Annotated in this window: 13 protein-coding genes; 10 read left to right on the top strand and 3 right to left on the bottom strand. The window is 55.9% G+C overall.

What is annotated here, in order from left to right; genetic code table 11:
• Positions 1-210 precede the first annotated feature (210 nt).
• Both ACOTZP_RS19490 and avtA read left to right on the top strand, forming a co-directional pair.
• Complete coding sequence (locus ACOTZP_RS19490; protein ID WP_063152811.1) at positions 211-2241, top strand: alpha-amylase; 2031 nt, start codon at positions 211-213, stop codon at positions 2239-2241.
• A 241-nt stretch (positions 2242-2482) separates the two neighbouring features.
• Positions 2483-3736, top strand: coding sequence for a valine--pyruvate transaminase (gene avtA / locus ACOTZP_RS19485; protein WP_023298856.1), 1254 nt, complete (start codon positions 2483-2485; stop codon positions 3734-3736).
• Positions 3737-3743: 7 nt separating this feature from the next.
• On the opposite strand, the gene ACOTZP_RS19480 is transcribed toward avtA, so the two are convergent.
• Together ACOTZP_RS19480 and yiaJ are read right to left on the bottom strand one after the other, a co-directional pair.
• Positions 3744-4199: a 4Fe-4S dicluster domain-containing protein gene (locus ACOTZP_RS19480; RefSeq protein WP_155019671.1), complete on the bottom strand. Its 456-nt coding sequence runs from the start codon at positions 4197-4199 to the stop codon at positions 3744-3746.
• Positions 4200-4202: 3 nt separating this feature from the next.
• Entirely contained in the window at positions 4203-5021 is an 819-nt protein-coding gene (yiaJ, locus tag ACOTZP_RS19475; RefSeq protein ID WP_015572751.1) for an IclR family transcriptional regulator YiaJ, read from the bottom strand.
• 224 nt (positions 5022-5245) lie between these two features.
• Here yiaJ and yiaK point away from each other — a divergent pair, with 224 nt between their 5' ends.
• From yiaK to araD, 8 genes are all read left to right on the top strand, one after another.
• Entirely contained in the window at positions 5246-6244 is a 999-nt protein-coding gene (gene yiaK, locus ACOTZP_RS19470) for a 3-dehydro-L-gulonate 2-dehydrogenase (protein WP_421633769.1), read from the top strand.
• A 10-nt stretch (positions 6245-6254) separates the two neighbouring features.
• Positions 6255-6722 (top strand): YhcH/YjgK/YiaL family protein, encoded by a 468-nt coding sequence (locus ACOTZP_RS19465; protein WP_045308999.1) that lies wholly within the window; start codon positions 6255-6257, stop codon positions 6720-6722.
• 26 nt (positions 6723-6748) lie between these two features.
• Entirely contained in the window at positions 6749-7675 is a 927-nt protein-coding gene (locus tag ACOTZP_RS19460; RefSeq protein WP_023298859.1) for a DUF4862 family protein, read from the top strand.
• Between the two features lie 45 nt (positions 7676-7720).
• Positions 7721-9040 carry an MFS transporter gene (locus ACOTZP_RS19455; RefSeq protein WP_038416906.1) on the top strand — a complete coding sequence of 440 codons (1320 nt, stop codon included), beginning with the start codon at positions 7721-7723 and terminating at the stop codon, positions 9038-9040.
• 76 nt (positions 9041-9116) lie between these two features.
• Positions 9117-10622 (top strand): FGGY-family carbohydrate kinase, encoded by a 1506-nt coding sequence (locus tag ACOTZP_RS19450; RefSeq protein ID WP_421633768.1) that lies wholly within the window; start codon positions 9117-9119, stop codon positions 10620-10622.
• The gene (gene ulaD, locus ACOTZP_RS19445; RefSeq protein ID WP_023298862.1) at positions 10619-11272 is read left to right on the top strand and encodes a 3-keto-L-gulonate-6-phosphate decarboxylase UlaD; all 654 of its coding nucleotides are present in this window, start codon (positions 10619-10621) and stop codon (positions 11270-11272) included. The genes ACOTZP_RS19450 and ulaD overlap by 4 nt, the downstream gene beginning before the upstream one ends.
• 2 nt (positions 11273-11274) lie before the next feature.
• Positions 11275-12135, top strand: a complete 861-nt coding sequence (locus ACOTZP_RS19440; protein WP_271074891.1) for an L-ribulose-5-phosphate 3-epimerase — start codon at positions 11275-11277, stop codon at positions 12133-12135.
• On the top strand, positions 12129-12824 hold the full coding sequence (gene araD, locus ACOTZP_RS19435) for an L-ribulose-5-phosphate 4-epimerase (RefSeq protein WP_038416909.1): 696 nt from the start codon (positions 12129-12131) through the stop codon (positions 12822-12824). Before ACOTZP_RS19440 ends, araD begins: the two co-directional genes overlap by 7 nt.
• Here araD and ACOTZP_RS19430 read toward each other — a convergent pair whose 3' ends face one another.
• Positions 12825-13643 carry an AraC family transcriptional regulator gene (locus tag ACOTZP_RS19430; RefSeq protein WP_038416910.1) on the bottom strand — a complete coding sequence of 273 codons (819 nt, stop codon included), beginning with the start codon at positions 13641-13643 and terminating at the stop codon, positions 12825-12827.
• Between the last annotated feature and the right edge of the window lie 155 nt (positions 13644-13798).

The raw sequence follows: 13798 nt of genomic DNA, 5'->3' as shown, positions 1-13798 counted from the left end.
TAAATAGTCCAATTCCGAAACTATGTCATCCGGAACATGCTCATTAAAGCACCAACACTGGAAAAATGTGCGCGATATCGCAGATAACTGCCTAATTTTGCGCGGGATCACTCATCCCTACGCGTCCTCCCGGCAGAAAGCCTCAGAGGAGGAGTTTTTCCCCTGAGCCGAATGGCACACTGGTCAAAAATGCCGCGACAGGAAAATGGAATGAAACGCACTGCATTAGCTGTTCTGATGTTACCCGCATTCGCGCATGCCGACTGGTCATCGCCGGGATTTGACGCATTCAACGCTGAAGGTACCGGCGTCTTTACCAGCCAGGCAACGCTTGCGAAGGGTACCCGTCCACTGACGTTGAGTCTTGACAACGCGTGCTGGCAGCCGACAAAGGCCATTAAGCTCAACGAGATGCTGTCGCTCAAACCGTGCGAAGGCACGCCACCGCAGTGGCGATTATTCCGTGACGGCGTTTATCAGATGCGTATTGATACGCGCTCTGGAACGCCGACGCTGATGCTGACGGTACAAAGTGCGGCGCCACAGCCTGTCGCAAACGTTACCCGCCAGTGCCCGAAGTGGGACGGCAAACCGCTCACGATCGACGTCGTTAACACGTTCCCGGAAGGCACGGTGGTGCGTGATTTTTACAGCAAACAGACCGCGACCGTTCAAAATGGCAAAGTGACTCTTCAGCCAGCCGCCAACAGCAATGGCCTGCTGCTGCTTGAGCGCGCCGAAACGGACAAACCCGCGCCGTTCAGCTGGCAAAACGCCACAGTCTATTTCGTGCTGACCGATCGCTTCGTGAATGGCGACCCCACCAACGACAACAGCTATGGCCGCCATAAAGATGGTATGCAGGAGATAGGTACTTTCCACGGCGGCGATCTGAAAGGGCTTACCAGCAAACTGGATTACCTTCAGCAACTGGGCGTGAATGCGCTCTGGATAAGCTCCCCGCTGGAGCAGATCCACGGCTGGGTTGGCGGCGGCACCAAAGGGGATTTCCCCCACTACGCGTATCACGGTTATTACACCCAGGACTGGACGAAACTCGACGCCAACATGGGCAACGAAGATGATTTACGCCAGCTTGTCGACGACGCGCACAGGCGCGGTATCCGCGTCCTGTTTGACGTTGTCATGAACCACGCGGGCTATGCGACGCTTGCAGATATGCAGGAATATCAGTTTGGCGCACTCTATTTACAGGGAGATGAGCTGAAAAAAACGCTCGGCGAACGCTGGACTGACTGGAAGCCAGGCGCGGGTCAAAGCTGGCACAGCTTCAACGATTACATCAACTTCAGTGACAAAGCCGCATGGGAAAAATGGTGGGGTAAAAAATGGATCCGTACCGATATCGGTGATTACGACAACCCGGGCTTTGACGACTTGACCATGTCCCTGGCCTTCCTGCCGGATCTGAAAACGGAATCAAAAACCCCGTCAGGTTTGCCGAACTTTTATCAACACAAGCCCGACACCAACGCGAAAGTGATGACGAATTTCACGCCGCGAGATTACCTGACCCACTGGCTTAGCCAGTGGGTGCGTGACTACGGCATCGACGGTTTCCGGGTCGATACCGCCAAACACGTTGAGCATGAAGCCTGGCAGCAACTGAAAGACCAGGCCAGCCAGGCGCTGGCCGCGTGGAAGGCCGCCAACCCGGACAAAAAACTCGACGATGCGCCGTTCTGGATGACCGGTGAATCCTGGGGCCACGGCGTGATGCAGAGCGATTATTACCGCCACGGCTTCGATGCGATGATCAACTTTGACTATCAGGAGCAGGCGGCGAAAGCAGTGGACTGTCTGGCAGATATGGATTTGACCTGGCAGCAAATGGCAGAAAAGCTGCAAAGTTTTAATGTGCTGAGCTATCTCTCCTCCCACGATACGCGTCTGTTCCGTGAAGGGGGCCAGCGCGCCGCTGAGTTACTGCTGCTGGCGCCGGGAAGCGTGCAGATCTATTACGGCGATGAATCAGAGCGTCCATTTGGTCCGACGGGCTCCGATCCGCTACAGGGAACCCGTTCGGATATGAACTGGCAGGACGTCACGGGTAAACAGGCGTTAACTGTCGCCCACTGGCAGCTTCTGGGGCAGTTCCGCGCCCGTCATCCGGCTGTGGGTGAAGGCAAGCAAACAACGCTGTCAATGAAAGAAGGCTACGGCTTTGTGCGCGAGCACAAGGGCGATAAGGTGATGGTGGTGTGGGCGGGTAATCAGTAGAACAGCCCCCTCACCCTAATCCTCTCCCCTAAGGGGCAAGGGGATTGCAAGGTGCGGTCTTTCACCCTCCCCCCTTTGGGGAGAGGGCCGGGGTGAGGAGACATTCATCAGAACGATTCACTGCAATAATCCCTCTCCACCATACAAAACAACAAATCCGACCACATCCGCCGATTTGCACCAACACGGTGCTGGCGTTATGGTTACTGCCTTTCATATTAAGCCCGACAGATCACCTGCTATGACGTTTTCACAATTCGGCGACAAATTTACCCGCCATTCAGGCATTACCCGCCTGATGGAGGACCTCAACGACGGGCTGCGCACCCCAGGCGCTATCATGCTTGGCGGCGGAAACCCGGCTCAAATTCCGGAGATGAACACCTACTTCCAGACGCTGCTGGCAGACATGCTGGAAAACGGTAAAGCAACCGATGCGCTATGTAATTACGACGGCCCTCAGGGTAAAACAGAACTACTGACGCTTCTGGCGGCAATGCTGCGGGAAGCGCTGGGTTGGGATATCGAACCACAGAACATTGCACTGACAAACGGCAGTCAGAGCGCGTTTTTCTACTTATTCAATCTGTTCGCCGGACGCCGCGCCGACGGCACCACGAAAAAAGTGCTGTTCCCGCTGGCTCCGGAGTATATCGGCTATGCCGATGCCGGCCTCGAAGAAGACTTGTTTGTTTCCGCACGTCCGAATATCGAGTTGTTGCCAGAGGGTCAGTTCAAATATCACGTCGATTTTGAACATCTGCATATCGGTGAAGAGACGGGCATGATCTGCGTATCTCGTCCCACCAACCCGACGGGGAACGTGATCACCGACGACGAGCTGATGAAGCTGGATGCGCTGGCGAATCAGCACGGCATCCCGCTGGTGATCGATAACGCCTATGGCGTACCGTTCCCGGGGATCATCTTCAGCGAAGCGCGTCCGCTGTGGAACCCGAACATCATCCTCTGCATGAGCCTCTCCAAGCTGGGCCTGCCGGGCAGCCGCTGCGGCATTATCATTGCTAACGAGAAAATCATCACCGCCATTACCAACATGAACGGCATTATCAGCCTTTCCCCTGGCGGCATCGGCCCGGCGATGATGTGCGAGATGATCAGGCGTAACGACCTGCTGCGTCTGTCGAATGAGGTGATCAAGCCGTTTTACTCTCAGCGCGTTCAGGAAACTATCGCCATCCTTCGCCGCTACTTACCGGAGGAACGCTGCCTGATCCATAAACCGGAAGGGGCAATTTTCCTGTGGCTGTGGTTTAAGGATCTGCCCATTACGACAGAGCTGCTTTATCAGCGTCTGAAAAAGCGTGGCGTGCTGATGGTCCCGGGGGATTACTTCTTCCCGGGTCTGGATAAGCCGTGGCCGCATACGCACCAGTGCATGCGCATGAACTACGTCCCGGACCCGGAAAAAATCGAAGCGGGTGTGAAAATTCTCGCCGAAGAGATTGAGAACGCCTGGCGCGAGGCCGGTTAATAAAACCTCAGGCCAGATTACGCAGCCGTTCCGCGCGTAGTCTGGCGGGGTCTATGCAGCGCAGCGCGTGGGTGGGACAGGCTTCGACGCAGGCGGGACCGCCCTCGCGATGCATGCACAAATCACATTTCAGCGCCTGAACGCGATCTCCCACAACCCGAACCTGCATTGCCCCGAACGGGCACGCCACCATACAGCTTTTGCAGCCGATACAGCGAGCCTGCTCAACGAGCCAGGCTCCCGCAGCACGGTGAATGGCCCCCGTCGGGCAGACATTCGCGCAGGGCGCATCTTCACACTGGTGGCAGCCCACGGCCGTGGTGAAGGTTCCCCCCTTAACCACGCGGATACGTGACGTAAACGCTTCTGGCGTGGCGCTGCTTTGATGCGACATCATGCACGCCACCTCACAGGTGCGGCACCCGATACATTTTTCAGGATCCGTCAGAATAAATCGGTTCATCAGTTACGCCTCGCGCACGTTAAACCCCAGTTCTTTCGAGATAGCTTCCGCCGTGTCACGCAGCGGTTTTAACAAGTTTTTCTCGCCCACCTGCTTCATGCGCGACGTCGACAGCGAAATGGAGATGGCATAGGGCACGCGCCCGTGAATATCAAAGACCGGCACAGCGATACATGACACACCCAGCTCGTTCTCTTCTTTATCCATCGCCATACTGTGATCGCGAATTTCCGCCAGCTCATCATACATCGCGCTCAGTTCGGTGATGGTGTTGCGGGTCAAAGGTTGGATCTGTTCCTGGTGGCTTTCCCAGTAGCTCGCCACGTAATCCTGATGACCAAACGCCATATAGATTTTGCCCATCGCAGAACAATAGAGCGGCATATGCTGGCCGATATATGCGCGCGTGCGCAGCATACCGGTTGTCGGCTCAAGCTTATAAATCAGGATCGCATGATCATCTTCACGGCTGGAGAAGTTGACCGTTTCGCCGGTGGCAATGTTCAGCGCCTCGAGGTGCGGCGCCGCCACGTGAATAATATTGAGCGATGAAAGCGCCTTTTGCCCGACGGCGATAAATTTGGTGGTCAGACGATAGCTCCCTGCCGCCGGCGCCGGCGTCACGTACCCGCACGACTGCAACCCCTGCAATAACCGGTGCACGGTGCTTTTATTCAGCCCCGCCAGTTCTGATAAATGCGCAAGCGGACACCCGTTTGGATAGTTACTGAGGATTTCAATCAGCATCAGGCCGCGAAACAAGCTCTGGCTACCTGCTGGCCTCTCTTTTTCTTGCGTCATTTCGCTCTCTTTTATGCTCATCAAATGGCTCCTGTTTATCGCGCCCTGATGGTAGCGCAAAGTGTGGTTTAGTTCACGATCTCAACAGAAAAAACACAACCATTTGATTTTAATCGATTTTGAAAAACGTGAATGTCGTTGATCTGACAAAATTTGATCGCTATATTTGAAATCAGATTTCGCATAGTGAAATTTAGCGATAAAAAAGCACTCGCACTTGCCCCTAAAAAAACAGGAGAACAGGGATGAAAGTGACCTTCGAAGAGTTGAAAGCGGCGTTCAATCGGGTTCTGCTCGATCGCGGTGTAAAAGCGGATACCGCAGACGCCTGCGCCGAGATGTTCGCCCGCACCACGGAGTCCGGCGTTTATTCACACGGCGTCAACCGCTTCCCGCGATTTATTCAGCAGCTTGACGCAGGCGACATCCTCCCTGACGCCCAGCCGAAACGCGTAACGACATTAGGCGCCATCGAACAGTGGGATGCGCAGCGTTCCATCGGCAACCTGACGGCGAAGAAGATGATGGACCGTGCTACCGAGCTGGCGTCCGATCACGGGATCGGCGTGGTGGCGCTGCGTAATGCTAACCACTGGATGCGCGGCGGTAGCTACGGCTGGCAGGCGGCGGAGAAAGGCTATATCGGCATCTGCTGGACCAACTCTATTGCCGTGATGCCCGCGTGGGGATCAAAAGAATGCTGCATCGGCACAAACCCCCTGATCGTTGCCATTCCGTCGAATCCAATCACCATGGTCGATATGTCGATGTCGATGTTCTCCTACGGCATGCTGGAGGTGAATCGCCTGGCCGGACGCGAATTACCGGTCGACGGCGGCTTTGACGATGAGGGCAATCTAACCAGAGAGCCGGGCGTGATTGAGAAAAACCGCCGCATTCTGCCCATGGGCTACTGGAAAGGTTCTGGCTTATCGATTGTGCTCGACATGATCGCCACCTTGCTCTCTGACGGCGCATCCGTTGCGGAAGTGACCCAGGACAACAGCGACGAATACGGCGTATCGCAGATCTTTATCGCCATCGAAGTGAATCGCCTGATCGACGGCCCAACCCGCGATGCCAAACTACAGCGCATCATGGACTTCATCACCACCGCAGAACGCGCTGATGAAAACGTCGCCGTCCGTCTGCCAGGCCATGAGTTCACACGCCTGCTGGAGGAGAACCGCCGCAACGGCATCACGATTGACGACATCGTGTGGGCGAAAATCCAGTCTCTGTAAGGAGTGGGTCATGATATTCGGACATATTACACAGCCAAATCCATGTCGCCTGCCGCTGGCGATTGAAAAGGCGCTTAATTTTCTGCGTACCACGGATTTCACCACCCTGGCGCCGGGCGTGATCGAAATTGAAGGCCGCAACATTTTTGCCCAGGTTCTCGACCTCACCACAAAGGAACAGCACGAGAACCGCCCTGAAGTCCATCGCCGCTATCTGGATATCCAGTTTTTGGCCTGGGGCGAAGAAAAAATCGGTATTGCTATTGATACCGGGAATAACAAAATCAGCGAATCATTGCTGGAGCAACGGGATATTATTTTTTATCACGACAGCGAACACGAGTCGTTTATCGAAATGATCCCTGGCAGTTACGCCATATTTTTCCCGCAGGATGTTCACCGTCCTGCCTGTATTAAAAACAAGGGATCCGCAATTCGTAAAATTGTGGTGAAAGTGGCCATCAGCGAATTAGATTAATTTTCTGATAAATACAGGAATGCGAAATGACCAACACCGGTTTTATTATTGGTGCGTACCCCTGCGCACCCTCGTTTCACCAGAAAGGGGAGCAGGAAGAACACGCCTTCTGGCGGGAACTTTCCGACACGCCAAATATTCGCGGGCTGGAACAACCTTGCCTTGAAAATCTCCATCCGTTTGGTGATGAATGGCTGTTTCGTCATACGCCGGGCAACTGGCAGATCGTTGTCACAGCCGTTATGGAAACCATGCGCCGCCGCGGCAGCAACGGCGCGTTTGGCCTGGCGTCCGCGGACGAAGAACAACGTAAAGCGTGCATTGAATATTACCGCCATCTGCATCAAAAGATTGATGCCGTTAACACCCGCTTTCCCGGGAAAGTGGTCGCTCTGGAAATGCAGGCCGCACCACAGGCGGGTAATGATTCTGTCGAGCAAGCGACAGAAGCATTCTCCCGCTCGGTAAGGGAAATCGCGAGCTGGGACTGGGGCTGCGATCTGGTGCTGGAACACTGTGATGCGATGAATAGCCCGGCGCCGCGTAAAGGGTTCTTGCCCTTAGAGCAGGTGCTGGAGGTAGTGAGAGAGACCGATATCAGCGTCTGTATCAACTGGGCACGTTCGGCCATCGAAGGTCGCAACACCGCCCTTCCGCTGGAACATGTTCAGGCGGCACTCGCTGCCGGGAAACTGGGGGCGCTGATGTTTTCGGGCACGACCCCTCGCGGTGAGTACGGAGAATGGCAGGATCTGCACGCGCCGTTTTCTTCGTTCTGCGCCGACAGTCTCATGTCCACTGAACATGTAAAAACGCTGTTTACTGCGGCGAGCGCCGCAACATTGAAATTCTCCGGTATTAAATTACTGGAAATAAATGCTAATGCTGACGTCAGCCATCGCATCGCTATTTTGCGCGACGGCATTAGCGCTATGAATAAAGCATCACAATAAAAATAAAGAATACATTTTCCGGTTACCTTCACTGAGATATTAACTATGAATATTTCTTCTAATGCTCTACACGCGGACATTCCGCGCCAGCGCTGGCTAAGGATCATTCCCCCTATTCTTATCGCCTGCATTATTTCCTATATGGACCGCGTTAATATAGCTTTTGCGATGCCCGGCGGTATGGACGAAGAACTGGGCATTTCCGCCACGATGGCGGGCCTGGCGGGGGGGATCTTTTTTATTGGCTATTTGTTCCTGCAAGTTCCCGGCGGCAAAATTGCCGTGCACGGCAGCGGTAAGAAGTTTATCGGCTGGTCGCTGGTTGCCTGGGCGGTGATCTCGGTTCTGACCGGGCTTGTAACCAACCAGTATCAGCTGCTGGTGCTGCGCTTCTTACTCGGCGTGGCGGAAGGCGGGATGCTGCCCGTTGTGCTCACGATGATCAGTAACTGGTTTCCGGATGCCGAGCGCGGCCGCGCCAACGCGATTGTGATCATGTTCGTGCCCATCGCCGGGATCATCACCGCCCCACTGTCGGGCTGGATTATCACCGCTCTCGACTGGCGTTGGCTGTTCATTATTGAAGGTCTGATGTCCGTTGTTGTGCTGGTGCTGTGGGCGTTCACCGTCTACGACCGGCCGCAGGAAGCGCGCTGGATCTCTGAGGCCGAGAAAAACTACCTGGTACAAACACTGGCGGCAGAGCAGCAGGCCATTGCGGGTAAAGAGGTGAAAAACGCCTCGCTCAGCGCAGTGCTGTCTGACAAAACCATGTGGCAGCTGATCGCCCTCAACTTCTTCTACCAGACCGGCATTTACGGTTACACCCTCTGGCTGCCCACCATTCTGAAAGAACTGACGCACACCAGCATCGGCCAGGTGGGAATGCTCGCCATTCTGCCTTACATCGGCGCCATTGCCGGCATGTTCCTGTTCTCTACGCTCTCTGACCGCACCGGCAAGCGCAAGCTGTTTGTTTCCCTGCCATTGATTGGCTTTGCGCTCTGCATGTTCCTCTCCGTGGCGCTGAAAGAGCACACCTGGCTGGCCTATGCCGCGCTGGTGGGCTGTGGCTTCTTCCTGCAATCCGCAGCGGGCGTGTTCTGGACCATCCCGGCGCGTCTGTTCAGCGCTGAGATGGCGGGTGGCGCACGCGGCGTGATTAATGCCCTGGGCAACCTCGGCGGGTTCTGCGGTCCTTATGCGGTAGGCGTACTGATCACCCTATACAGCAAAGACGCAGGCGTTTACTGCCTGGCGGTTTCGCTGGCGCTGGCATCGCTGCTGGCCCTGATGTTACCGGCGAAATGCGATGCCGGAGCAGAGCCCAACCCCACGGTGAACTCGCATAAGCGTGCGGCCTGAGGCCCTCACCTGATTCACTAAACCAAACCGTAGGCCGGGTAAGCGAAGCGCCACCCGGCAATTAAGCGAGAAGAAGATGAGTGAAAAAGAGCCCTTCTGGCTGGGTATCGATTGTGGCGGTACTTATCTGAAAGCCGGTTTATACAACAGCCAGGGCAAAGAAGTCTGTATTGAACGCCGCTCAGTGGCCACGCTCAGCCCACGCGCTGGCTACGCCGAGCGGGATATGCACCAGCTCTGGCAGCACTGCCACAAAACCCTCGCCCTGCTGCTTAAAAATTCAGGCGCTGACGGCGGTCAGATTAAAGGCGTTGGCATTTCAGCCCAGGGCAAGGGGCTATTTTTGCTCGATAAACAGGATCGCCCCCTGGGTAACGCCATACTCTCCTCCGATCGCCGTGCGCTGGAGATCGTGCAACGCTGGCAGCAGGACGGTATACCCGAAAAGCTCTATCCGCATACTCGCCAGACGCTGTGGACGGGGCATCCGGCCTCACTCCTGCGCTGGGTTAAAGAGAACGAGCCGCAGCGGTATCAGCAAATCGGCAGCGTGATGATGGCGCACGATTACCTGCGCTGGTGTCTGACCGGAGTCAAAGGCTGCGAAGAGAGCAACATCTCGGAATCCAATCTCTACAACATGAATACCGGGCAGTACGATCAGCAGCTCACGCGCTGGCTCGGCATCAGCGACATTGACGGTGCCCTGCCGCCTATTATCGGTTCAGCAGAAATTTGCGGGGAAATCACCGCTCAGGCAGCCGCACTGACCGGTCTCACGGCGGGTACTCCCGTCGTTGGTGGACTGTTTGATGTGGTTTCCACCGCGATCTGCGCCGGGCTGCATGACGAAAATACGCTGAATGCCGTAATGGGGACCTGGGCCGTGACCAGTGGGATTGCCCACGGCATCCGCGACAACGAGCCGTTCCCCTACGTCTATGGCCGCTATGTCCATCCGCAGCAGTTCATCGTTCACGAAGCCAGCCCCACCTCGTCCGGCAACCTGGAATGGCTGACGGCCCAATGGGGCGAAATGTCATTCGATGAGATTAACCACGCCGTGGCCAGCCTGCCAAAAGCTGAAAGCGATGTGTTCTTCCTGCCTTTCCTCTACGGCAGCAACGCCGGACTGGAGATGACCAGCGGCTTCTATGGTTTGCAGGCGCTGCATACCCGCGCGCACCTCCTCCAGGCGGTTTATGAAGGGGTGGTATTCAGCCACATGACCCACCTCAACCGTATGCTCGAACGCTTTCCCCACGTGCAGACCCTGCGCGTGACGGGCGGCCCCACCCATTCGGACGTGTGGATGCAGATGCTCGCGGACGTCAGCGGCCTGGCGATTGAACTCCCGCAGGTGGAAGAGACCGGCTGTTCCGGTGCGGCGCTGGCCGCGCTCGTCGGTACAGGTCTCTATCCCGATTTTTACGCCGCTCAGCGCGCCCTCAGGCATGACATCCGGATGATTGAACCTGACATGCGTGCCCATGCCGCCTACCAGCGCAAATATCACCGTTACCAGCTACTGATTTCAGCATTACAGGGCTATCACGCCCGTGTTAAGGAGTACGACCTATGAGCCGACCATTATTGCAGCTGGCGCTCGACCACACCTCACTTCAGGCCGCGCAGCGGGATGTCGCGACGCTTTCCGATCACGTCGACATCGTCGAAGCCGGCACCATCCTGTGTCTGACCGAAGGGCTAAACGCCGTTCGCGCCCTGCGCGCTCAGTGTCCGGATAAAATTATTGTGGCGGACTGGAAAGTCGCCGATGCCGGAGAAACGCTGGCTGAGCAGGCGTTTGGCGCAGGCGCAAACTGGATGACCATCATCTGTGCCGCCCCGCTGGCCACCGTTGAACGTGGCCACGAGGTCGCACTGCGCGGCGGCGGCGAGATCCAGATGGAGCTGTTTGGCAACTGGACGCTGGACGACGCGCGCGCGTGGCACCGCATCGGGGTGAAGCAGGCGATATACCACCGTGGACGCGACGCACAGGCCAGCGGCCAGCAGTGGGGCGAGGCGGATCTCAGCAAAATGAAGGCGTTGTCCGATATCGGGCTACAGCTTTCCATCACTGGCGGTATCACCCCCGCTGACCTGCCGCTGTTTAAGCAGATCAACGTCAAAGCCTTCATTGCCGGGCGCGCGCTGGCAGGCGCCGCCAATCCGCCGCAGGTGGCACAAGCATTCCATTCGCAAATCCGCGACATCTGGGGAGAGTAACCATGCGTCAGCATCCGTTAGGCATTTACGAAAAAGCGCTGCCAAAAGATCTCTCCTGGCCGGAGCGCCTGGTTCTGGCAAAAAGCTGCGGCTTCGATTTTGTGGAGATGTCGGTGGATGAGACCGACGAGCGTTTATCGCGCCTTGAATGGAGTACCACGCAGCGCGCCTCTCTGGTGGAAGCGATGCTGGAGACCGGCGTGGCCATCCCGTCGATGTGCTTGTCTGCCCATCGTCGCTTCCCGTTTGGCAGCCGCGATGACACCGTGCGCGAACGCGCCCGCGAGATCATGACCAAAGCCATCCGGCTGGCCCGTGATTTGGGTATTCGCACCATCCAGCTTGCGGGTTATGACGTGTACTACGAGGAGCATGACGAGGGCACGCAACAGCGCTTTGCCGAAGGGCTGGCGTGGGCCGTAGAGCAGGCCGCTTCCGCGCAGGTAATGCTGGCGGTAGAGATCATGGACACCGCGTTTATGAACTCCATCAGCAAGTGGAAAAAGTGGGACGACATGCTCGCCTCGCCGTGGTTCAGCGTTTACCCGGACGTCGGCAACCTGAGCGCGTGGGGCAACGACGTCACCGCCGAGCTGACGCTGGGCATTGACCGCATCGCCGCTATCCATCTGAAAGACACCCGGCCCGTAACCGAAAAAAGCCCCGGCCAGTTCCGCGATGTGCCGTTTGGCGAGGGCTGCGTCGATTTCGTTGGCGTGTTTAACACGCTAAATCAACTTAACTATCGCGGCGCATTTCTGATTGAAATGTGGACCGAGAAAGCCAAAGAGCCGGTACTGGAGATCATCCTGGCGCGCCGCTGGATTGAAGCCCGAATGCAGGAAGGAGGCATGACATGTTAGAACAACTCAAAGCCGAGGTGCTGGCGGCAAATCTCGCCCTGCCCGCCCACCAGCTGGTGACGTTCACCTGGGGCAACGTCAGCGCGGTTGACCGTGACAGCGGCATGATGGTGATCAAACCATCCGGCGTGGAGTACGACGTGATGACCGCAGAAGATATGGTGGTGGTAAATATCGCCACGGGTAAAGTGGTCGAGGGGAGTAAAAAACCCTCCTCCGACACCCCGACCCATCTCGCGCTGTATCGTCGTTACCCGGAAATTGGCGGCATTGTGCATACCCATTCCCGCCACGCCACCATCTGGTCGCAGGCGGGGCAGGATTTACCCGCATGGGGCACGACGCACGCGGACTATTTCTACGGTGCGATCCCCTGCACGCGGCTGATGACCACGGCTGAAATCGCGGGTGAATATGAATACCAGACGGGGGAAGTCATTATCAAAACCTTCGAGGAGCGCGACATAAGCCCGATGCAGGTCCCGGCGGTGCTGGTACACTCTCACGGCCCGTTTGCCTGGGGCAAAGACGCTGCCGATGCGGTACACAATGCCGTGGTGCTGGAAGAGTGCGCCTATATGGGGCTTTTCTCGCGCCAGCTTGCACCACAGCTTCCGGTTATGCAGCAGGAATTGCTGGATAAGCATTACCTGCGCAAGCATGGCGCAAATGCCTATTACGGCCAGTAATCATCCGGAATTAATATGCTCTTTACAGTACCGCCGTTTCCAGACGGCGGGCGTTAACCCGGTATGTTTCGAGAATATCTGCCGGAAATAACCCACGTCATTAAAACCGCACCGGGTGGCCACTTCAGTTAATGAGGCCGCATCGTTCAGCAACAATTTTTCAGCGGCCCTGACGCGCTGGCGGTGTATTGCCTCCGTCAGGGTTAAATGAAACGTCCGGCGAAATACTCGCCCCAGGTAATCTGCGTTGCAGTGCAGCTCTTTCGCCAGCTGTGAAGTGGATATGGGCAAATGAAAGTGAGTGCGGATAAGCTGTTTGGCCTTCCACGCCATTGCTGCGCCCGCATCATCCGCTTTATCTTCATATCCCGGCGAGAGCGATATCTGCTGCAAAATTAACAGCAAAATTATCTCCAGCGCCTGGCTACGCTGTAATTTTTCCTGCTCGCTTAAAAACTGACGGAATAACGCAATAACATATTGCGGATCCCGCACGCTACAGTGTTGCTCAATCGACAGTGGCGTCGCACCTGGCAACACAGGCAAGCCTTCATCCACCTCAAAATGCAGCCAGTAAAATTTGAGATCGCCCGGAAAATCTTCCACACCGACATGCCGCCGCTTCGGCCAAAGTAATAAACTCTCGCCGGCGTTTACCTCAAACAGCGTATTTTCCTCCTGGATCGTTAATGTCCCTTTTTCGACAAAGATTATCTCCCACGAAGATAATTTTCGTGCGGGATGACGACCCACGCCCCGGGAGATAAATAACCCGCCATTTTGAACCTTAATCGGAAGTGCTATGGATAATTCAAGCATGGATATTCAATTTCCCGCTTTTATGGTGGCTAATATTGCGTTTATTGTTTGATTATTAATAAATATCAGCAGAACAGCTCGATCAAACTCACAGTTTTACCATCAGGTCGGAATCGTCATCTTTTTATACTTTTCCCTTCCCTTGTTGGACTGCC

The organism is Enterobacter cloacae complex sp. SYL001, from assembly GCF_049237025.1.
Classification (GTDB): domain Bacteria; phylum Pseudomonadota; class Gammaproteobacteria; order Enterobacterales; family Enterobacteriaceae; genus Enterobacter; species Enterobacter intestinihominis.
This window is presented reverse-complemented; position numbering and strand designations above follow the sequence as displayed.